This is a genomic window from Aeromonas sp. V90_14 (assembly GCF_029967615.1).
In the GTDB taxonomy this organism is placed as follows: Bacteria; Pseudomonadota; Gammaproteobacteria; order Enterobacterales; family Aeromonadaceae; genus Aeromonas; species Aeromonas hydrophila.
In genome coordinates, this window is the sequence record NZ_JASCAS010000001.1 from 298,523 (window position 1) to 320,038 (window position 21,516).

Sequence of the window (21,516 nt, forward strand, 5' to 3'; positions counted from 1 at the left end):
AGGAGTGTGATGATGAAGGTGCAATACGTCAGGGAAGAGATGTTCAAGCGCGGCTGTATCGCCCTGGCACTGGCCAGCGCACTGACCGCCTGTGGTGATGAACCGGCCACCGGGGCCCAGGCACTGCCGCCGGTGCCCGTGGTGGTAGCCGAGGTCAAGCTGACCGACGTGCCGATGACCACCGAAATGGTGGGCGAGACCGCCGGCTTTCGCGAAATTGACGTGCGTTCCCGGGTGAGCGGCATCCTGCTCAAGCGCACCTACATCGAGGGGCAGCCGGTCACCGCCGGTCAGGCGCTGTTCCTGATCGACCCCGAGCCCTACAAGGTGGCGCTGGAGCAGGCCAAGGGCACCCTGGCCCAGGAGCAGGCCCGCCTCAACAAGGCGCGCGCCGACCGGGATCGCATCATCCCGCTGTTCAAGCGCCAGGTGGTGAGCCGCAAGGACTATGATGACACCATCGCCAACTACGAGGCGGCCATCGCCAGCCATCAGGCCGCCCAGGCCAAGGTGAAAGAGGCCGAACTGAACCTCAGCTACACCCAGGTCACCGCCCCCATCAACGGCATGGCGAGCAAGAGCTCCCAGTCCGAGGGCAGCCTCATCTCCACCAGCGGCGAAAACGGCCTGCTTACCACCATCACCCAGTTCGACCCGCTCTACGTCAACTTCTCCTACTCGGAGCAGGATCGCCTCAACTTCGAAAACTCGGTGAAAAAGGGATTGATTGAGGCCAAGGATGCCACCAACTGGCGCACCCACATCCGGCTGGCGGACGGCTCCGTCTACCCCGAGGCGGGCAAGCTCAACTTCTCCGACAGCCGGGTCGACCCGCAGACCGGCACCATCCGGGCCCGTGCCATCTTCGACAACAAGGACGGCGTGCTGCTGCCGGGCCAGTTCGTGCGCATGACCATCGATCTGGGCACCCGCAAAAATGCCATCCTGGTGCCGCCGCGCGCCATCGTTCAGTCCCAGGCCGACCGCATGGTGATGGTGGTGGACAAAGAGAACAAGGTGGTGCCCCGCCCGGTCAAGCTGGGTTCCGTGGTCGACAGCGGCGTGCTGATCGACAGCGGCCTCGAGCCCGGTGAGCGCTACATCGTCGAGGGGCTGATGAAGGCCCGCCCCGGCGCCGTGGTCAAGCCCGTTTCCGCCGAAGAGATGAAGGCGATCACCGCCAAGATGGTCGGCCAGAACGTGGCCAAGTAAGGAGTTCGTATGTTTTCCAAGTTCTTCATCGAACGCCCCATCTTCGCCAGCGTGATTTCGATCATCATAGTGCTGGGCGGGTTGGCGGCGATGCGATCGCTCCCCATCGAGCAGTACCCGCAGATCACCCCGCCGGTGGTGTCGGTCACCGCCTTCTATCCGGGCGCCACCCCCGAGGTGATCTCCCAGACGGTGGCTGCACCGCTCGAGCAGCAGATCAACGGCGTGGAGCGGATGCTCTACATGCAGTCGGGTTCGGCCTCCAACGGCCAGATGAACCTCAACGTCTACTTCGAGATCGGCACCGATCCGGATCAGGCCACCATCAACGTCAACAACCGGGTCTCGGCCGCCATGGCCCAGCTGCCGGAAGAGGTGAAAAAGCAGGGGGTAACGGTCAAGAAGAAATCGACCTCGATCCTGCAGGTGGTCACCCTGCAATCGCCTAATGGCACCTTCGACACCACCTACCTGTCGAACTACGCCCTGCTCAACATCATCGACGAGCTCAAGCGGATTCCCGGGGTCGGCGACACCACCCTGTTCGGCGGCACCGACTACGCCATGCGCATCTGGCTCAGGCCGGATCGACTGGCCCAGCTCGAGCTCACCCCGAGCGACGTGATCGGCGCCATCCGCGAGCAGAACACCCAGTTTGCGGCCGGCAAGATCGGCGCCCAGCCCACCACGGCCCCCATCGACTTCACCTACACGGTGCAGACCAAGGGACGGCTGGAGGATGTACGCGAGTTCCAGAACATCATCATCCGCTCCATGCCGGACGGCTCGAAGATCCGGGTCAAGGACGTGGCCAGGGTCGAGCTCGGCGGCAAGGACTACGACCTGCTGGCCAAGGCCAACGGCAAGCCTGCCATCGGTATCGCCACCTATCTGCAACCGGGCGCCAACGCCGTGGCGGTGGCCGATCAGGTGCACGCCACCATGCTGCGCCTCAAGGAGCGCTTCCCGCAGGACATCGAATACCAGATCCCCTACGACACCACCGAGTTCGTGAAGATCTCCATCGAGGAGGTGGTACACACCCTGTTCGAGGCGATCGTGCTGGTGTTCGTGGTGGTCTACCTGTTCCTGCAGAACTTCCGCGCCACCCTGATCCCCTGTATCGCGGTGCCGGTGTCGCTCATCGGCACCTTCGCCGGCATGCTGATGCTGGGCTTCTCCATCAACCTGCTGACCCTGTTCGGCATGGTGCTCGCCATCGGTATCGTGGTGGATGACGCCATCGTGGTGCTGGAGAACGTCGAGCGGATCATGCAGGAGAAGAAGTGCTCGCCCAAAGAGGCGGCCATCCTCGCCATGCAGGAGGTCTCCGGCCCGGTGGTCGCCATCGTGCTGGTGCTGTGCGCCGTGTTCCTGCCAGTCGCCTTCATGGGCGGCATGACCGGGGTGATGTACAAGCAGTTCGCCATCACGGTGGCGGTGTCGGTAGCCATCTCCGGTCTGGTGGCGCTGACCCTGTCGCCGGCCCTCTGTGCCGTGTTGCTCAAAGAGGGCCACCACAAGCCGGCCCGCTTCTTCGTCTGGTTCAACAACGCCTTCGACGGCCTCACCCGCCGTTACGTGCGCGGTGTGGCCTTCCTCAACCGCCGGGTCGGGGTGGCGTTCACCATCATCGCCTTCATCCTGGTCTCCATCTACGGCCTGCTGATGAAGGTGCCAGGCGAGCTGGTGCCAAACGAAGATCAGGGCTATCTGCTCTCTGCAGTCATGCTGCCGGATGCGGCCTCCCTCACCCGCACCCAGGCGGTGGCGAACGACTTCGACCAGATGGCGATGGCCAACCCCAACGTGAAGGACGTCATCACCTTCTCGGGCTTTGACATCCTCTCCAACGCCATCATCAGCAACAGCGGCATCAGCTTCATCACCCTCAAGGACTGGAGCGAGCGGCAAGGTGCCGGGCAGGACTCCTTCTCCCTGGCCAAGACCTTCCAGGGCATGAGCCTGATGGGACTGGCGGACGGCTTCGTCGCCTCCTTCAACCCGCCCCCCATCACCGGCATGTCCACCACCGGCGGGCTGGAGGCCTACCTGCAGAACCGCAGCACCGGCAATGCCCAGTCCTTCTCGGCCGAGGTGCAGCGCTTCCTCGAGGCGGCCAAGCAGCGTCCCGAGTTCGCCAGCGTGACCAGCACCTACCGCGCCAACGTGCCCCAGGTCTATCTCGATCTGGATCGCGAGAAGGCCAAGGCGCTGGGGCTGCCCATCAACGCCGTGTTCGACACCATGCAGGCCACCTTCGGCCAGGTCTATGTCAACGACTTCAACCAGTTCGGCCGTACCTACCGGGTGCAGTTGCAGTCCGAGGCGGACTACCGCGCCAAGAAGAGCGACATCCGCAACGTCTATGTGCGCTCCGACAAGGGGGATATGATCCCGCTCAGCAGCCTGGTGACGGTGCGTGATGCCACCGGCCCCGAACTGGTGGAGCGCTTCAACATCTTCCAGGCGGCCAAGATCATGGCGCAGCCGGCGCCGGGCTACAGCTCCGGCCAGGCCATCGCCGCGCTGGAAGCCGTGGCCGACGAGTCCCTCGGCAACGACGCCAAGCTGGAGTGGACCGGCTCCGCCTATCAGGAGAAGGCGGCCGCCGGCAGTGCGGGCACCGCGTTCGGCTTCGGCATCGTGATGATCTTCCTCATCCTGGCGGCCCAGTACGAACGCTGGAGCCTGCCGTTTGCGGTGATCACCGCCGTCCCGTTCGCCCTGTTTGGTGCCCTGCTGGCCACCTGGCTGGTGGGTCTGACCAACAACGTCTACTTCCAGATAGGGTTGGTGACCCTGGTGGGCCTGGCGGCCAAGAACGCCATCCTGATCGTGGAGTTCGCGGTGATGAAGCACGAGGAGGGGATGAGCCTCATCGAGTCGGCACTGGAGGCGGCGCGGCTGCGTTTTCGCCCCATCGTCATGACCTCCCTCGCCTTCATCCTCGGCTGTGTGCCGCTGGTCACCTCCAGCGGCGCCGGGGCGGCGAGCCGTCATGCCCTCGGCTGGCCGGTCATCGGCGGCATGCTGGCGGCGACCTTCATCGCCATCTTCTTCATCCCGCTGTTCTTCCGCCTCATCATGCGGCGCTCGGAACGCGCCGGCGGCAAGACGGCGCAACCCAAGTCGTAAGTCGTGTGTCACAGCCCCCGCCATGCGGGGGCTTTTTTTATCCGCCAGAGGGGACAACTCCTCGCATCCATGTCCGAGCCGCGAGCAAGATCACGCGGCCGCCATCCCGTTGCCCACATACCTTGACCTTGCTCTCAAGGTAAGGTTTACAGTGCCCCCAGTCATTGTCAGGATTTCCCCATGATCGTAGCGAGATTGCCCATCGAACGCATTGCCCGGCTGTTGCTGGGGCTGATGCTCGTCTGCAATCTCACCCTCTGCATCGGCTGGCACGGGATGGATGCCCTCAACGCTGCCATGACTCACGGCAATCAGGCCATGAGCGACAGCGCCATGCAGGGGCTCTCCTGCCACGGGGCAAGCCCGGATGCGGGAGCGCAAGATGCCGCCAGCCAGGAGTGCCAGATGCACGGCGGGCTCACCTCGACCGGCACTCCCGGCCTGCCGCTGCTGGCCGCCCTGCTGACCCTGCTCGCGCTGCCGCTGTTGCTGCTGCCCCTCGGGACGGCGAGCAGCGTGCTGGACAACTGGTTGCGGGATCCCTTCCTGCGATCCCGCGGCACCCACCCTCCCTCCTGGCCGCGCCGACACCTGATGTTGTCGGTGCTGCGCCACTAGAAAGATCTTCTCTCGCGGCAGCGGCAAGCCTCGGCTTGTCCGTTTTCTGCCGCCTTGCCTGACCCTGCGCCCCGGCCAAACCGGCCCGCGCGCAGGGAGCCGTGCGCGCTGACACAGCTGCGCCCCGTTTGCCGCCTCGTGGTGATGCCCAGCTCGCGCACACCACCACACCGGCGGCCTGACAGAAGAGAAGAGATATCATGTCATCCATCCCCGTTACCCGGTCTGCCTGCGCGCGGTCGCGCCAGCCGTCCCTTCGCCTCCCGCGCGCCGGAGGCTTGTCATGAACAAGACACTGTTGATGTCCGCCCTGCTGCTGGCCCTCGGCTTCGGTGGCGGCTACTGGGCCGCCAAACAGACCACCACTGGAACTGCAGCCAAGGAGAAGACGCCCCTTTACTGGGTCAACCCCATGGATCCGCGCGACAAGCGCGATGCCCCCGCCAAGGACAACATGGGGATGGACTTCATCCCTGTCTATGAGGAAAAACAGGGCGGCTCACCCGGCACAGTCACCATCAGCCCAGAGATCCAGCAAAATCTTGGGGTACGGCTCGCCAAGGTAGAGAAGCTCCCCATCCACCAGCAGATCGAGACGGTGGGCTACGTCGGCTATGACGAGGACAGGCTGGAGGCGGTCAACGCCCGCATGGCGGGCTGGATCCGCACCCTCGCCATCAAGAGCGAGGGGCAGCAGGTGAGCAAAGGCAGCCTGATTTACGAGCTCTACGCCCCGGATCTGGTCAACGCCCAGCACGAGTACCTGCTGGCGCTCAACACCGCCAACCCCCTGCTGCTGCGCGCTGCCGAGGGCAAGCTCAAGTCCCTGCAGGTGCCGGCGGATCAGATAGCGGCCCTCAAGCGCAGCCGTCAGGTACAGGAGACGGTGCGTATCTATGCCCCCAGCAGCGGTTATGTCTCCGAGCTGAAAGTGCGCGAAGGCCAGTATGTGGAGCCCGCCGCCGCGCTCTTTAACATCAGTACCCTCAAGCAGGTGTGGGTGAGCGCCGAGGTGTTCGAGCGCCAGGCGGCCCAGCTGAAGGTGGGCGATCCGGTCACCATGACCCTCGACTACGCCCCCGGCCGCCACTGGCAGGGCCGGGTCGATTACCTCTACCCGACCCTGGATGCCGCCACCCGCACCCTCAAGGTGCGGCTGCGCTTCGCCAACCAGGACGAGTTCCTGAAACCCAACATGTTCGCCAAGGTGAGCATTCGCACCGGTCAAGGAGAACCCCGGTTGGTGGTACCGAGCGAAGCGGTGATCCGCACCGGCAGCCAGGACAGGCTGGTACTGGCGCTGGGGGATGGCAGCTTCAAGTCGGTGGCCGTCACCCTGGGGCCCCAGTTTGGCGACAAGGTCGCCATCAAGGCAGGGGTCGAAGCGGGGGACAGCATCGTCAGCTCGGCCCAGTTTCTGCTCGACTCCGAATCGGCCATCGATTCGGACTTCCAGCGCATGACGGCGGTGCGCCCTGCCCAGGTGTGGACCCAGGGCGAGGTTGAAAGTATCGATCTGGCCAACCGCACCCTGATGGTCTCCCACCAGCCCATCCCCGAGTGGCAGTGGCCCGCCATGGAGATGGAGTTCACCGTGGCCGACGGGGTCGATATCAGCAAGCTGGCCGAGGGGCAGACCCTTCATCTGCAAGTGATGCAGGAGGGGGATGAGTACCGCATCACCAGCATCCATCAGGAGCAAGCGCCGGCAAACGGCGATGCCACCAAGCCCGCAACGGATGAGATGGGCAAGATGGAAGGCATGGACCATAGCCAGCATCAGATGGCGATGCCCGAGATGGAGAAGAAGTCATGATCCCCTCCATCATTCGCTGGTCAGTGGGCAATCGCTTTCTGGTGCTGCTGCTCACTGTCATGCTCGCCGCCTGGGGGCTCTGGTCGGTCAAGCAGACCCCGGTGGACGCCCTGCCGGATCTCTCCGACGTACAGGTGATCATCAAGACGGCCTATCCGGGCCAGGCGCCCCAGGTGGTGGAGGATCAGGTGACCTACCCGCTCACCACCGCCATGCTGGCGGTGCCGGGGGCTACCACGGTGCGCGGCTACTCCTTCTTCGGCGACTCCTTCGTCTATGTGCTGTTTGACGACAACACCGACCTCTACTGGGCCCGCGCCCGGGTGCTGGAGTATTTGAGCCAGGTCGCGCCCAACCTGCCCGCCTCCGCCCGCCCCCAGCTCGGCCCCGATGCCACCGGGGTGGGCTGGGTCTACCAGTACGCGCTGGTGGACAGAACCGGCAAGCATGACCTGAGCGAGCTCACCTCGCTGCAGAACTGGTTCCTCAAGTACGAGTTGCAGACGGTGGACGGGGTCTCCGAGGTTGCCACCGTGGGCGGCATGGTGCGCCAGTATCAGGTGCGGGTCGACCCGGACAAGCTGCGCGCCTACGGCATCCCGCTCTCCCTGATCGAGACCGCCATCAAGCAGGGCAATCAGGAGACCGGCGCCTCCGTCATCGAGATGGCGGAAGCGGAGTATATGGTGCGCTCCAACGGCTATCTCAAGAGCGTCGAGGATCTGAAGCAGATCCCGCTCGGTACCACTGTGCGCGGCGCCCCGCTGCTGCTGGGTGACGTGGCGGATGTGGTCACCGGGCCCCAGAGCCGGCGCGGCCTGGCCGAGCTCAACGGCGAGGGAGAAGTGGTGGGCGGCATCATCGTCATGCGCTATGGCGAGAATGCCCAGCACACCATCGACGGGGTCAAGGCGCGGCTCGCCCAGCTGAAAAGCAGCCTGCCGGAGGGGGTGGAGGTAGTCACCGTCTACGATCGATCCGATCTTATCCAGCGCGCCATCGACAACCTCTCCGGCAAGCTGCTGGAGGAGTTCGCGGTGGTGGTGCTGGTCTGCCTCGCCTTCCTGTTCCACCTGCGCTCGTCGCTGGTGGTGGTCATCTCCCTCCCTATTGCGATTTTGACCGCCTTTATCGTGATGCACCTGCAGGGGATCAACGCCAACATCATGTCGCTGGGGGGCATCGCCATCGCCATCGGCGCCATGGTGGACGGCGCCATCGTGATGATCGAGAACGTCCACAAGCACATGGAGCGGGAGGCGCTCACCGACAAGAACCGCTGGCGCATCATCACCGAGGCGAGCATAGAAGTGGGCCCCGCCATCTTCTTCTCCCTGCTGATCATCACCATCAGCTTCCTGCCGGTATTTGCGCTGGAGGCGCAGGAGGGGCGGATGTTCCACCCGCTCGCCTATACCAAGACCTACGCCATGGCCGCCGCTGCGGCGCTCGCCATCACGCTGGTGCCGGTGATCATGGGTTACTTCATCCGTGGCAAGGTGCTGGCGGAGCAGGCCAACCCCCTCAACCGCTGGTTGAGTCAGGGTTATGTGCCACTGCTCAAGGCCGTCCTGGCTCGTCCGAAAACCACCCTGGCCATCGCCGCCGTGGTGACGGTGGCGGGCTTCTGGCCGCTCAAGTACCTCGGCTCCGAGTTCATACCGCCGCTGGACGAGGGGGACATCATGTATATGCCCACCACCGCGGCCAATATCTCGGTGGGCAAGGCACGGGAGATTTTGCAGCAGACCGACAAGCTCATTCGTACCGTGCCCGAGGTGCAAAACGTGTTCGGCAAGGCGGGACGCGCCGAATCGGCCACCGACCCTGCAGACTTGGTGATGATGGAGACCAGCATCCAGCTCAAACCCCGCGATCAGTGGCGCCCCGGCATGACCCCGGAGAAGCTGAAAGAAGAGCTGGATTCTCTCATCCGCTTCCCCGGCCTCACCAACGCCTGGGTGCCCCCCATCAAGACCCGCATCGACATGCTGGCCACCGGCATCAAGACCCCGGTAGGCATCAAGATTGCGGGGCCGGATCTCAAGGTGATCCAGCAGCTCGGCCAACAGCTGGAACAGATCGTCGGCAAGGTGGAGGGCGCCTCATCGGTCTACGCCGAGCGGGTGGCCGGTGGCCGCTATGTGAAGGTGGACATCGACCGACTCAAGGCGGCCCGTTACGGCCTCAACATTGCCGACGTGCAGGCGGTGCTCGCCACCGCGGTGGGCGGCATGGAGGTGGGCCAGACCATCGAGGGGCGCGAGCGCTACCCCATCAACCTGCGCTACCCCCAGAGCTATCGCGACTCGGTGGCCAGCCTAGAGCTGCTGCCGCTGGTGACCCCGAGCGGCGCCCGCATCGCGCTGGCGGACGTGGCGCGGGTCTATATCAGCGACGAGGCGCCCATGCTGCGCAGTGAAAACGCGCGCCTCAACGGCTGGGTCTACGTCGATATTCGCGGCCGCGACATCGGCTCCTTCGTCGATGAAGCCAAAGCACAAGTGGACAAACAGCTGGTGCTGCCGGCGGGCTACGCCCTCACCTGGTCCGGTCAGTTCGAATACATGGAGCGGGCCAAGGCGCGCCTCGCCTACGTGGTGCCGCTCACGGTCGCCATCATAGTGCTGCTGCTCTATCTGGCGTTTCGCCGCTTCCAGGAGGTGCTGCTCATTCTCACCACCTTACCGCTGGCGGTGGTGGGCGGGATCTGGACCCTCTGGCTGCTCGACTTCAACCTCTCGGTGGCGGTGGGGGTCGGCTTTATCGCCCTGGCCGGGGTGGCGGTGGAGACCGGCGTCTTGATGCTGGTCTACCTCAACCACGCCTGGGATGACCTCATTGCCTGCGGCAAGCCGGACCAGGCGGGCCTGCACCGGGCGGTGATCCACGGCGCCGCCCTGCGCCTGCGCCCCAAGATGATGACGGTGGTGACCATCATCGCCGGCCTGTTGCCCATCATGTGGAGCCACGGCACCGGCTCCGAGGTGATGCAGCGCATCGCCGCCCCCATGATCGGCGGCATGGTGAGCGCGCTGGTGCTGACCCTCTTGGTGCTGCCCGCCGCCTACTACCTGTGGCGCAGCCGGCACCTGGGCGCGACCGAGCACCAACCCGCCGGCTAACCCGGTGGCAGCGCCCTTTTTGACAACCAAGAATCTGAATCAACGACGAGGAAACACCATGAACTACAAGACGCTGACCCTGACCCTGCTGCTTGGCCTTGCCACCCACACCGGCCTGCAGGCCGAGGAGATGATGAACCATGCCGGCCACGACATGGGCCAGATGAGCCAGATGGAAGGCATGAACGAGATGGGCGAGATGGCGATGACCCAGGGGGTCATCAGCCGCATCGACGCGGCCAACGGCAAGGTCGGCATCAAGCACGAGGCGATCGACAACCTCAAGATGTCCGCCATGACCATGGTCTTTCGGGTGGCCGATCCGGCCCTGCTCAAAGATCTGAAAGTGGGAGATGCGGTGCGCTTTCACGCCGAGAACCCGGCCGGCAAGCTCACCGTGACCGCCATCAAGAAACAGTAAGCAGAGTCATTTCAGTAAAAGACGGCGGGATCATCCCGCCGTTTTCTTTTATTGCGCTATCTACTGAACCATCCGCTACTGCTGCACCATCCGCCGAGCGGCCTTCTCAGCCGTTAGGATAAGCCTGAGCGATATTCGCCTGAGCTATCCCGAGCAACTGAACAGACATGTCCTGCAATACATAGAGGTCGCGGCGACGGGTCCAGGGTTGATCGGATTGCTCGTCATACCAGACGGGCAGTTCGATCCCCTCCGGGGCATGGCTCGCCACCTTGCGGCCACGGCAGGTGATGATGCAGCGTTTCACGTGGTCGCGGTGACCGATGACGGCCGCCGTGCCGAGGGCGGCGGCCTCTCCGCCGGCATAATCCCTGACGATGGCCTCCACCACGCCGTCCGTGCTGAGGTAGACCAGCTTGCCCTCATCATCCCAGTAAGGCTCGATGGAGATGACATCCCGGGCCGGGATATCGGGATAGCGGGCCGAGTCGAGGAAGCGGGCGATCTCCCACTGCACGTACATGGGCACCGGCTTTTGCCGGTAGAGGGCCGCGCAGCAGGCGGCCAGCGCCTCGTTCATGGGGCCGGGCTCGGCCAGTTCATCCGGGTTGCCCGAGGCATTGGGGCGGTTGCCAAAGGCAAAGGCGATGACGCAGTGGGCCTGGTCGATGGCGACCCGGGACGGGGTCATGTTGAAGCAGGCCTCCTCGATGAAGGGGGCCAGCTGGCGGGCCGTCTGCTCGTCGTGCAGCTCGGCGCTCAGCCGGTCGGTCAGGGTGGTGCGAAAATCCCCCGCACTCCCCTGGCTGTCATTGCTGCTGTTGCAGCCGGCCAGGGTGGCGACCAGGGGGGTACTCAACAGCCCCAGGGTGACTCTGCGTCTGTGCTTGTCCATAACGACTCCTTTGTTGATGTCCACGGCTGAAAATCAACCCGTTGGAGTCCATACCGTACGGAAAAAACAGGGGGATAAAAGTCAGAAAGGGAGGCAGAGGGGAGGAACGTGCAGCGCCTCACACTTCCCGGGCCATTCGCAAGCAAGCCCTTTTGATTCAATTGCTTGGCGCATCAAAAAACAGGGCGCAGGGGGAAACCCGCCTGCGCCCCGTCACTGCTGCACCATCAGCCGCGGATATGGTCGATAAAGGCGTCGATCTGTTCGCGGCCGCAGGCCGGGTTCATGAAGACCGCCTTCTCCCCGGCGATGTAGGAGTACTTGCCGCGGGCGTCATAGTCGGAGTGAGCGATGGCCTCCACCCAGTTGGTATAGAGCCCCACCTTGCCACGCCCGGTAAACAGGCTGCGGTGGTAGTCGGTGTTGCGCTGCAAGCGCGCCTTGTAGGCCGCATCCGGGCTGCGCGCCAGCTCGAAGGCAAACTCGGCGTCGGGGTCCTGTACCCACTCGGGGTTGTAGATCTTGAAGCCCACGCTCGGCCCCTGGTTCTCCTGCGCCACCAGCTTGACGTTGCCGAGCTGGCTTAGCCGGAAGCGGAAGTAGTTGGCGTTTTGCAGGCAGTGGGCCAGCACGGTGCGATAGCCCTCCACCCCCAGGTAGTTGAGCGCCGCATAGGCACCGAACAGACCGCTCGCCCCGCGAGAGCACTCGATGGTGGACTGCAGGTGAGTCTGGCCCTGAATGTCTCGCTCAAAGTAGGAGAAGTTCTCCGGGTCATTCTCCATCGCCTTGAGGTCGTCCTGCTCCTTGATCATCACCAGGCTGGAGGTGTAGGGCACATAGCCCCACTTCTGGAAGTCGACGGTGAAGGAGTCGGCGTATTTGAGCTCGGCGAAGCGGCTCACGTTGCGCTCGATCCCCGCCAGAGTGGCGCTGTTGATGGCCAGCGGGTTGGCGGCAAAGTCGTAGTCCAGGAAGAAGATCATCGACCAGCCGATGGCGGCGTCGACGTGGATGTGCGGCTTGACCGCCACCTCGAAGCGCTCGCAGAGCCGATCCCGCAGCTCGACCACGGGTTTCACCTGGTCCACCCCGAAGGTGTCGGTGGTGCCCATGGTGAGCATGATGGTGGGCACCACGTGCTTGAGAGCGAAGCAGGCGGTCAGGGTGCGCTCCAGGTGGTCGAGATCGATGTCGTTGTTCTCGCCGACCTGGATGCGGATGGTCTTGTTCTCGATGTCGACCCCGAGCAGGGAGAGGTTGGTGATGTTGGAGTAGTGGCCGCCCTGGGAGTTGATGATGCGGTAGTCCTGATAGTGGCCGAGCCCCTTGTGCTTGGCCTGTGGCAGGCTCTTGCGGATGCCAAGCAGGTAGCCGTAGAGGTTACAGAAGGTCCCCCCTTGGGTGAAGATGCCGGTGGCGCGGGCCGGATCGTAACCCGCCAGCAGTGCTATCTGGCGCACCACCTTCTTCTCCAGTTCCTCGGCCACCCCGGCATACTCGGAGTAGACCAGGTTGGGGTTGGCCAGAATGCCCATCTGGGCGCCGTAGATGGCGGGATCCGCCGACATGGTGATGACGTTCTCGACGCTGGAGGGGTTCTCCCAGTCTTTGGACAGGGCGCCGGCAAACAGTAGCTCGGCCATGGGCTCGCCCGGGATGCGCATGGTGGCCGGCACCGGCATGGTCTCGCACAAGTCGGCGAGGCGGGCGCGGCCATCGGGCCAGGCATTGAGCCGCGCCGCCGGGGCCAGGCCGCGGGCACGAAACTCGTTGAGGGTGGCAAAACCGGGTTCACGAAAGACCGGCCAGAGATCGGGGTTGCGCGAGAAGAAGTTGGCTTTGACTGTGGCAAAACGACGTTCGAATTCGGGGTGGATGGCGTTGACGCCTTCATCTTTCAAATAGACCAAGTCACTCATTTTTATACCATTAGTACAGCAAATGTGCAGTCCTTATACCCCCGGGTCGCCGTTTGAAACAGCGACAATATCTAATGGCCTCCCCTACTTTTTGTCATGCATGAGGGCGGACGGCGGCTGGCAAAAAGGCGCCTTTCGGGCGCCTCTTTTGATTTTGTGATCCACCCGCCCCATCGGCGAGAAAAGCGTCAGCGCAGCGCCGCCAGCAACCAGCGAGAGAGCTCCTCCAGCTCAGTCTGGCGGACCGCAAACTCGCGGCGCCACTGGCGCAGCAGGCCGTCGAGGGCATCGGCGCGGTAGGCCGTGCCGGGCAGCCGCGCGGCCAGCGCATCGAGCGGCGCCGGATCCAGGCTGTCGCTGAAGATCTGCGCCCGCCCGATCGCCCCCTTCTCCACGTCAAAATGCAGCTCCACCCCGCCCCAGCCGAAGCGCTCGTCCAGCTGATGGCTGAAGGCAGGCGCATGGCCAAAGTTCCACTCCCAGCTGCGCTGGCGGGCGAAGGTGTCCGCAAAGCCCGGCAGATCGGGCATCTGCTCGGGGGAGATATGCTCGGGCTGCACCCGCTCGCCATAGTGGCTGAAGAAGGCCTCCTGCAGCGCCTCGCTCACCTGTGGGTGATCGATGCCCGGCAGCAGCTCGCAGAGGTTGGCCACCCGGCTGCGCACCGAGCTGATGCCCTTGGCCGCCAGCTTCTTGGGGTCGGGATTGAGGTAGTTGGCGAGCCGGCCGAGGTCCGCGTCCAGCAGCAGGGTGCCGTGGTGAAAGCCGCGATCATGGGTCTCCCGATAGGCCGAGCCAGACACCTTGCGCTCCCCGTCCGGGGTCGCCACCAGCAGATCGTTGCGCCCGGAGGCGAAAGCATCGACCCCGAGCCGCGTGAGCGCATCCAGCACGATGGCGGTGGAGACGCTCTTGTCATACTCCGGCTTGCCCGCCATGAAGGTGAAGCAGCTGTTGCCAAGGTCGTGAAACACGGCGCCACCGCCGCTGCTGCGCCTGGCGAGCGTCACCCCATCCTCCTCCATGCGGCGGGTGTTGCACTCCTTCCAGGGGTTCTGGGCCCGGCCGATCACCACGGTATTGGCGTTGCGCCACAGGAACAGCACCCGCTGGTTCGGATCCATCTGATGGAAGATGCACTCCTCCACCGCCAGGTTGAACAGGGGGTCGTGAGAGTCGGACAGCAACAGACGCAATCGGGACATGAGAAGGCCTCATCGGGATGGAAGAGTCGCTATCATAACACCGGGGTCGACAGGATCCGGCCCCCTTCTGCCTGTTTCGGCTCGTTACTGACTGATAACGCAACAAATGAAAGATCGACACAATCTGACAGCAACATGAATGTATCCGTTGATACGGCGACACAGGCTGACGCATTGCGCTGAAAATTAAGTAATCACTCACTGATATTGAGGTAAACGACTGGCAAATACGATTAAAATGCGACCGTTTTTATTGGTCATATGGCTCCGTAATTATTCGCATAATTGCCAAAAATACCGAGCATGAAAGCCAAATGTGATGAGTGACACAGAAATCTTTTTTTCTGTTATGCATCCCCCATTCCAGCGCCCTTTCGCCCCCTTGCGGGCAACAAGGAATTGTTTGACTCTAGGACTGACCCCCGTCTCCCGAGAGGAATGAGTATGAGTGTCGTAAATTCCTCCCTTCATCGCCTGCTCCGGTATCTGCCCATGCTTGGTTCAGCGATGTTTTGCACCCTTTTCTCCCTGCCATCCAAGGCGGTGGACAAGATAGTGGTGCAACTGCCCTGGCAACATCAGTTCCAGTTTGCCGGTTATTACGCGGCCCAGGCCAGAGGCTTCTATCGAGATGCCGGGCTGGATGTCACCTTGCGGCCCGCCGTCACCGGCACCAATGTGGTCAACGAGGTGATGTCGGGCAATGCCCAGTACGGGGTCAGCGGCAGCGATCTGCTGCTGGCGCGCGCCAGTGGCCAGCCGGTCGTGGTGCTGGCCTCCATGCTGCAGCATTCCCCGCTGGTGCTGCTCACCCTGGAGCGGCCCGACATTCGCCAACCGGCGGATCTGGCGGGCAAACGGCTGATGCTGGAGCCCGGTTCCCAGGAGCTGCAGATCTACCTCAATCGCCATGCCCCGCCGGGCAGCTGGAGCAAGCTGCCTTATGAACAGGGGCTGAAGGCGCTGCTCGCCGGCCAGGTGGACGCCATCAGTGCCTACAGCACCACCGAGCCCTTCTATCTGGCCCGGATGGGGATCCCCTACCGGGTGTTCTCCCCCCGTAGCATCGACTTCGATTTCTACGGTGACAACCTGTTCACCTCGGAGCGCGAGCTGAACAACCGGCCGGAGCGGGTCTACGCCTTTCAGCAGGCAAGCCTCAAGGGGTGGCGCTATGCCATGGAAAACCCGGCCGAGATGATCAACTGGATCATGGAGCAGTACCCGAGCGGTTATGGCCGCGAGCAGCTGGAGTTCGAAGCCAGCGCCACCCGGGAGCTGATGCAGCCAGATCTGGTCGAGCCCGGTTACATGCAGCCGGAGCGCTGGCAGCAGATCGCCAGAAGCTACCTCGAGGCCGGCCTGCTCTCGGCCCTGCCTGATCTCGAACACTTTCTCTACAACCCGGATCGGGAGCGGATCCGCCAGCAGCGCCAACTGCTCGACAAGAGCGTGGCGGTGGCCATGCTGGTGACCTTCTCCCTGCTGACCCTGCTCGGCATCTTCTGCTACCTCTACCTGCGCCTGCGCCAGGAGGCGCGCAACCGCCAGCGGCTCACCCGCGAGCTGGCCCAGAGCGAGCAGCACTACCGCTTCGTGGCGGAGAACAGCGCTGACGTGATCTGGACCATGGACACCGCCACCCTGCGCTTTCGCTACGTCAGCCCGGCCATCCTGCCGCTCAGCGGTTACGAGGCGATCGACGTGCTGACCCTCCCCATCAGGCAGCTTATTCCGGAGACATCCAGAAAGCAGCTGCGCGCCGAGCTGAGCGGTTCCCTCGCCGCCTGGCAACGCGGCGACCACGAGCAGACCCGCTGCGTCATTCGTACCCAGCTGCGTCACAAAGAGGGACATCTGGTGGCCACCGAAACGGTCACCACCCTGCACGGCAACGAGCAGGGGGAGCCGGAGGCGATTCTGGGGGTGACCCGTGACATCACAGAGCGGGCCGCCCGCGAGGAGATGATGCGCCGGCTCGCCTTCTACGACCCGCTCACCAACCTGCCCAACCGCCGGTTGCTGCAGCAACGCTTGAAGGAGGCCATGGAGGGCGAAGCGCAGCTGGCCCTGCTGTTCATCGATCTCGACCACTTCAAGCCGATCAACGACACCTTCGGCCACGAGACCGGCGACGTGCTGCTCAACATGGTGGCGGAACGGATGCGCCACTGCGTGCGGGAGCGGGATCTGGTGGCACGGCTGGGAGGGGACGAATTCGTGATCCTGCTGCCCGACACCGGGGACGAGGCGCTGGCGGTGGCCGACCATCTGCACCAGAGCCTGCGCCATCCGTTTCGCATCGACGAGGAGCAGGAGCTGCGCATCTCCAGCAGCATAGGGGTGGCACTCTATCCGGAGCACGGCACCGACCCCAAGACCCTGATGCACCACGCCGATCAGGCCATGTACCAGGCCAAGGGCAGAGGACGGGGCCGGGTCTGTCTGTTCACCGCCGGGCTGGATCCGGAGCAGGGCTCGCTGGTGTGGCAGAGCAGCCACGAATGCGGCCATCCCCGCATCGATGCCGAGCATCGTCAGCTGTTCGTGCTGACCAACCGGCTGCTGGAACACATGAAGGATCACCAGGAACACCCGGCCCTGTTCCTGGAGTGCATGGAGAGTCTGTTCGACGTGGCCCGCCACCACTTCGCCTTTGAAGAGCAGATGCTGGCCGAACTCGGCTATCCGGAGCTGGCCAGCCACCAGCAAGACCACCAGCTGTTGCTGCAAAAAGCCAGCCAGCTGATGACCGCCGCCAGGGCGGGCACCCTGGGCAACGACGAGTTGCTCAACTTCATCATTCAGGAGCTGGTCGTCGGCCACATGAGCCAGGCCGACCGGCGCTACTTCCCGCTGATGAAAGGACGCTGACTCAGCGCCCCAGCCACCTGAACGTGTGAAACGAGAAGGGCCACCCAGGTGGCCCTTCTGTCATTGTGCGCCCAGCTCGTCTGCCGCGATCGCTCCCCCGCGGCGCGACATCAGGCTGTAGTAGAGCAGCGGGATCACCACCAGGGTGAGCAGGGTGGAGACCAGGATCCCGAAAATCAGGCTGATGGCCAGCCCGTTGAAGATGGGATCATCGAGGATGAACAGGGCCCCGATCATCGCCGCCAGCGCGGTCAGCAGGATGGGTTTGGCCCGCACCTGCGCCGCTTCGATCACCGCCTGCTCGAACGCCACTCCGGCGCTGCGCTGCTGCTCGATAAAGTCCACCAGCAGGATGCTGTTGCGCACTATGATCCCGGCCAGCGCGATCATCCCGATCATCGAGGTGGCGGTAAACTGGGCCCCCAGCAGGGCGTGGCCCGGCATCACCCCGATAAGGGTGAGCGGAATGGGGGCCATGATGATGAGCGGCACCAGATAGGAGCGGAACTGGGCCACCACCAGCAGGTAGATGAGGATCATCCCCACCCCGTAGGCTAGCCCCATGTCGCGGAAGGTCTCGTAGGTTATCTTCCACTCCCCGTCCCACAACAGCGCCACCTCTCCCAGCTTGTCGGGCTGCTGCACGTAATATTGGGGCAGGTCAATATCGGCACCGGCGGCAAACATGCCGTAGAGCGGACTGTCGGTATGGCCGCCCATGTCGGCCACCACCATCACCATGGGCTGCATGTTCTTGTGCATGATATAGCCCGGCGCCACCTCATCGCGGCGACTCACCAGCTCGGAGACCCGCACCAGCTGCCCGCTCTGGCTGCGCATCTTGAGCGCCAGCACGCCGGCCAGATCCCGTTTGTCACCGGGAGCGAGTTCGATGCGGATCGGTACCGGATACTTGGCGCCCTGACCATGAAACCAGCTGGCATCCTGATAGCCCACCCCGCCGTTAAGAGTCGCCACCAGATCCCTGAGATCGACCCCGAAGCGGGCCGCCTTGCTGCGATCCACCACCAGCCGCCACTTGGGCTGCGGGTTGGTCAGATAGATATCCACGTCCACCAGATCCTCGGTGGCCACAAAGCGGGCCTGTACGGCGCGAGCGGCTGCCTCACGGGCGGCCTGAGTCGGGCCATAGATTTCGGCGACAATGGGTGACCAGACCGGCGGGCCGGGGGGCACCTCAACGACTTTCAGGTTGCCACCCACCGCGCTGGCGATGGCCTGCAGCGGCACCCGCACCGACTGGGCAATCTGGTGGCTGCTGCGACGACGCTCATGCTTGTCTACCAAATTGACCTGAGTATCCCCCACGTTGGCACCGCTGCGAATGAAGTAGTGGCGCACCAGCCCGTTGAAGTTGATGGGGGCGGCGCTGCCGGCGTAAATCTGGTAATCCTTCACCTCGGGCACCTTGGCAAGCTCTCGCCCGACCGTCAGCAGGGTGCGCTCGGTCTGCTCCAGCGTGGTCCCCTCCGGCATGTCGAGCACCAGCTGGAATTCCGACTTGTTGTCAAAGGGGAGCATCTTGAGCACCACCCACTGCACCATGGGCATGGCGGCGGCGCCCGCTACCAGCAGCAGGATGGCCAACCAGAGCTTGTGTCTCGCGCTCCTGGCGCCAGCGCCCATCAGGAAAGGGGTCATCAGCCGCTGGAAGAGCCCGGCCTTGGCCTCACCGTGGGCGACATGTCCCTCGCTCTTGAGCAGGTGGCTCGCCAGCCAGGGGGAGAAGATAAAGGCCACCAGCAGGGAGATCAGCATCCCTATGCTGGCATTGATGGGGATGGGGCTCATGTAAGGGCCCATCAGACCGCTGACAAAGGCCATCGGCAGCAGGGCCGCGATGACGGTCAGGGTCGCCAGTATGGTCGGCCCCCCCACCTCGTCCACCGCCCCCGGAATGAGCTCCTTGAGGGAACCCTTGCCCAAACTGCGATGGCGGTGGATGTTCTCCACCACAACGATGGCGTCATCCACCAGAATGCCGATGGAGAAGATCAGCGCAAACAGCGACACCCGGTTGAGGGTAAAGCCCCAGGCCCAGCTGGCAAACAGGGTCAGCGCCAGGGTGATGACGATGGCAACCCCCACCACCAGCGCCTCGCGCCAGCCCATGCTCACCAGCACCAGCAGCACCACCGCCGTAGTGGCAAAAATCAGCTTGCCGATCAGGGTGTTGGATTTGGTCTCGGCGGTGACGCCGTAGTCACGGGTCACCGTCACCTCAACCCCCGCAGGGATCAGTCGATTCTTGAGGCTCTCGACCCGCGCCTCAACTCGTTTGGCCACCTCGACCGCGTTCTGGCCGGGCTGCTTGCCGATGGCCAGCGTCACCGCCGGATAGCTCTGCCCCCCCTGCCCCATCCAGCTGCGCTGCTCCGGGGTCTCCTCCCCGAGCGACACGCTCGCCACATCACCGAGATAGACCGGCTTGTCGCCCTGCAGCCCCACCACCAGCTCGCGGGCCTCCTGCTCGCTTTGCAGGAACTGCCCCACTTGCACCTTGATCTCCCGGTTGTCCTGCACCACGGCCTGCTCGCTGCCCACCTGATTGGCGGCGGCAAGCCGCTGGTTCAGCTCGCTCCAGCTGATGCCATGGGCGCTGAGTGCCGCCGGATCCGGCATCACCCGCAGCACGGCACGCTGGCCCCCCAGACTGTAGATATCGCGGGTACCGGGCAGTCGCTTGAGTTCGGTCTCCAGCTCGTGGGCAACCCGGGTCAGCTCGGCGGCGCCTAGCTGTTTTTGCCACTCCTTGCTCCAGAGCGTCAGACTGACGATGGGGACATCGTCGATCCCTCTCGGTTTTACCAGTGGCTGACCCACCCCCAGCCCTTGCGGCAGCCAGTCGCGGTTGGAGTCGAGCTGGTTGTTGAGATCGACGATGGCCTGCTCGCGGCTCACCCCTACCTTGAACACCACCACCAGCAGGGCGCCATCGGGGCGAGAGAAGGAGTAGAGGGTATCGACCCCCTTGATTTGGGAGACCACCTGCTCGGCAGGGGTAGTGACGAGAGATTCCACCTCTGCCGGGGTGGCTCCCGGGAAGGGAATATAGACATCGGCGAAGGTGACATCGATCTGCGGATCCTCCTCCTTGGGGGTCACCAGCACCGCAAACAGACCGAGCAGCAACCCCACCAGCGCCAGCAGCGGGGTGATGGCCGAGCCCTGAAACAGCGCCGCCAGCCGACCGGCAGGTCCTAGCCTCTCCTTGTTGCCGTTCAGCTCGCTACTCATGGGCCACCGCCTGCTGGCGCGCCCAGCCATCCGCCGCTATCTGATCGCCACTCTGGACGCCCGCCAGAATGTCGCACTGCGCCCCCTGACAGTGACCCACCCGCACCGGCGTCAGCGCCCAGCCATCCCCCTGTTTGAGGTAGAGACCGCTGAACTCACCCTGCCTCAGCAGGGCCTGCTCCGGCACCTGTAACACCTGACGTTCACCCTGTTTGAGCTGTACCTTGAGCCACATGCCGGGCAATACCCCGGCGGTTTGCGGCGGCAGGTCGAGGCGCAGCCTGAAGGCGTGGCTCTGGCTGTCGGCATAGTTGAAGCGGGTCAGTTTGAGGGGGGGAACGGTTTTGCCATCCGGCAGCAGTACCTGCACATCCGCTGGCTGACTGGCGAGGGCGAGCGCAGATTGGGGCAGATCTACCTCCACCCGCAGCGCATCAAGGGAGAAGCCGGAGAGCAGCGGCGTGCCGGGAGCTACCGTCTCCCCCAGCTCCACCAGCCGCTTGGTCACCACTCCGGCGTAGGGGGCCAGAATACGGGTATAACCGTAGGCCTCGCGGGCCTGAGTGAGGGCCGCATCGGCCGCATTGACCTCGGCACGAGCGGCGCGATCGGAAGCCTCGGCATTATCAAGCTGGGCGCGGGTGATCACCCCCTTGGCAATCAGCGCCTGAAAGCGGGCAAGCTGACGCTCGGCTTCCACCTGCTGGGCCTGTGCCCGCGCCAGCCGCGCCTGGGCACCCGTGACGGCGGCAAACTGCTCCTTGCCGCTGATCTCCAGCAGGGGCTGCCCGGCCACTACCTCATCGTTCACATCCACCAGCATGCGGGAGACCCGACCGCTGGTCTGGGCCGCCACCGTCCCCTGATGGATGGCAGTGACTGTGCCATCCAGGGTGAGCCAGTCGGTCACCTGGCGGGAAACCAGGGTCAGGGTTGCATCACCATTCACCTCGGCAGACGATGTTATCGGAGAGACAAGAGCGGAGACCACGGCCAGCATGGTGGCCCCCAGCACGCGGATCTGTTCCATGA

Annotated in this window: 12 protein-coding genes; 7 read left to right on the forward strand and 5 right to left on the reverse strand. The window is 64.0% G+C overall.

Annotated features, from left to right (window positions below; all coding sequences use genetic code 11):
- The first annotated feature begins 12 nt into the window (after nt 1-12).
- From QLG02_RS01305 to QLG02_RS01330, 6 genes are all read left to right on the forward strand, one after another.
- Complete coding sequence (locus QLG02_RS01305) at nt 13-1,212, forward strand: efflux RND transporter periplasmic adaptor subunit (protein WP_282464407.1); 1,200 nt, start codon at nt 13-15, stop codon at nt 1,210-1,212.
- Between the two features lie 9 nt (nt 1,213-1,221).
- Nucleotides 1,222-4,350, forward strand: a complete 3,129-nt coding sequence (locus QLG02_RS01310) for a multidrug efflux RND transporter permease subunit (RefSeq protein ID WP_282464307.1) — start codon at nt 1,222-1,224, stop codon at nt 4,348-4,350.
- Nucleotides 4,351-4,530: 180 nt separating this feature from the next.
- On the forward strand, nt 4,531-4,968 hold the full coding sequence (locus tag QLG02_RS01315) for a hypothetical protein (protein WP_103828876.1): 438 nt from the start codon (nt 4,531-4,533) through the stop codon (nt 4,966-4,968).
- 283 nt (nt 4,969-5,251) lie between these two features.
- A complete protein-coding gene (locus QLG02_RS01320; RefSeq protein ID WP_201903325.1) occupies nt 5,252-6,784 on the forward strand; it encodes an efflux RND transporter periplasmic adaptor subunit in 1,533 nt (510 codons plus the stop codon).
- Nucleotides 6,781-9,909 carry an efflux RND transporter permease subunit gene (locus QLG02_RS01325; protein WP_282464308.1) on the forward strand — a complete coding sequence of 1,043 codons (3,129 nt, stop codon included), beginning with the start codon at nt 6,781-6,783 and terminating at the stop codon, nt 9,907-9,909. The genes QLG02_RS01320 and QLG02_RS01325 overlap by 4 nt, the downstream gene beginning before the upstream one ends.
- A gap of 58 nt (nt 9,910-9,967) precedes the next feature.
- Entirely contained in the window at nt 9,968-10,330 is a 363-nt protein-coding gene (locus QLG02_RS01330; protein WP_282464309.1) for a copper-binding protein, read from the forward strand.
- Nucleotides 10,331-10,436: 106 nt separating this feature from the next.
- Here the strand turns inward: QLG02_RS01330 and QLG02_RS01335 are convergent, their stop codons facing one another.
- The 3 genes from QLG02_RS01335 to QLG02_RS01345 form a co-directional block, all read right to left on the reverse strand.
- On the reverse strand, nt 10,437-11,225 hold the full coding sequence (locus QLG02_RS01335) for a hypothetical protein (RefSeq protein WP_282464310.1): 789 nt from the start codon (nt 11,223-11,225) through the stop codon (nt 10,437-10,439).
- 227 nt (nt 11,226-11,452) lie between these two features.
- On the reverse strand, nt 11,453-13,147 hold the full coding sequence (locus QLG02_RS01340; protein ID WP_282464311.1) for a pyridoxal-dependent decarboxylase: 1,695 nt from the start codon (nt 13,145-13,147) through the stop codon (nt 11,453-11,455).
- A gap of 188 nt (nt 13,148-13,335) precedes the next feature.
- Nucleotides 13,336-14,352 (reverse strand): lipoate--protein ligase A, encoded by a 1,017-nt coding sequence (locus QLG02_RS01345; RefSeq protein ID WP_282464312.1) that lies wholly within the window; start codon nt 14,350-14,352, stop codon nt 13,336-13,338.
- Nucleotides 14,353-14,796: 444 nt separating this feature from the next.
- Here QLG02_RS01345 and QLG02_RS01350 point away from each other — a divergent pair, with 444 nt between their 5' ends.
- Nucleotides 14,797-17,226 carry a diguanylate cyclase gene (locus QLG02_RS01350; RefSeq protein ID WP_282464313.1) on the forward strand — a complete coding sequence of 810 codons (2,430 nt, stop codon included), beginning with the start codon at nt 14,797-14,799 and terminating at the stop codon, nt 17,224-17,226.
- Nucleotides 17,227-17,286: 60 nt separating this feature from the next.
- Here QLG02_RS01350 and QLG02_RS01355 read toward each other — a convergent pair whose 3' ends face one another.
- Nucleotides 17,287-20,484 carry an efflux RND transporter permease subunit gene (locus QLG02_RS01355; RefSeq protein WP_282464314.1) on the reverse strand — a complete coding sequence of 1,066 codons (3,198 nt, stop codon included), beginning with the start codon at nt 20,482-20,484 and terminating at the stop codon, nt 17,287-17,289.
- Nucleotides 20,477-21,514 (reverse strand): efflux RND transporter periplasmic adaptor subunit, encoded by a 1,038-nt coding sequence (locus QLG02_RS01360; protein WP_269382942.1) that lies wholly within the window; start codon nt 21,512-21,514, stop codon nt 20,477-20,479. Before QLG02_RS01360 ends, QLG02_RS01355 begins: the two co-directional genes overlap by 8 nt.
- Nucleotides 21,515-21,516 lie beyond the last annotated feature (2 nt).

What these genes read in the sequence shown, in the direction of transcription:
- QLG02_RS01305 (WP_282464407.1), top strand. Translation starts at nt 13, where the DNA reads ATGAAGGTGCAATACGTCAGGGAAGAGATGTTCAAGCGCGGCTGTATC.
- QLG02_RS01310 (WP_282464307.1), top strand. Translation starts at nt 1,222, where the DNA reads ATGTTTTCCAAGTTCTTCATCGAACGCCCCATCTTCGCCAGCGTGATT.
- QLG02_RS01315 (WP_103828876.1), top strand. Translation starts at nt 4,531, where the DNA reads ATGATCGTAGCGAGATTGCCCATCGAACGCATTGCCCGGCTGTTGCTG.
- QLG02_RS01320 (WP_201903325.1), top strand. Translation starts at nt 5,252, where the DNA reads ATGAACAAGACACTGTTGATGTCCGCCCTGCTGCTGGCCCTCGGCTTC.
- QLG02_RS01325 (WP_282464308.1), top strand. Translation starts at nt 6,781, where the DNA reads ATGATCCCCTCCATCATTCGCTGGTCAGTGGGCAATCGCTTTCTGGTG.
- QLG02_RS01330 (WP_282464309.1), top strand. Translation starts at nt 9,968, where the DNA reads ATGAACTACAAGACGCTGACCCTGACCCTGCTGCTTGGCCTTGCCACC.
- QLG02_RS01335 (WP_282464310.1), bottom strand. Translation starts at nt 11,225, where the DNA reads ATGGACAAGCACAGACGCAGAGTCACCCTGGGGCTGTTGAGTACCCCC.
- QLG02_RS01340 (WP_282464311.1), bottom strand. Translation starts at nt 13,147, where the DNA reads ATGAGTGACTTGGTCTATTTGAAAGATGAAGGCGTCAACGCCATCCAC.
- QLG02_RS01345 (WP_282464312.1), bottom strand. Translation starts at nt 14,352, where the DNA reads ATGTCCCGATTGCGTCTGTTGCTGTCCGACTCTCACGACCCCCTGTTC.
- QLG02_RS01350 (WP_282464313.1), top strand. Translation starts at nt 14,797, where the DNA reads ATGAGTGTCGTAAATTCCTCCCTTCATCGCCTGCTCCGGTATCTGCCC.
- QLG02_RS01355 (WP_282464314.1), bottom strand. Translation starts at nt 20,484, where the DNA reads ATGAGTAGCGAGCTGAACGGCAACAAGGAGAGGCTAGGACCTGCCGGT.
- QLG02_RS01360 (WP_269382942.1), bottom strand. Translation starts at nt 21,514, where the DNA reads ATGGAACAGATCCGCGTGCTGGGGGCCACCATGCTGGCCGTGGTCTCC.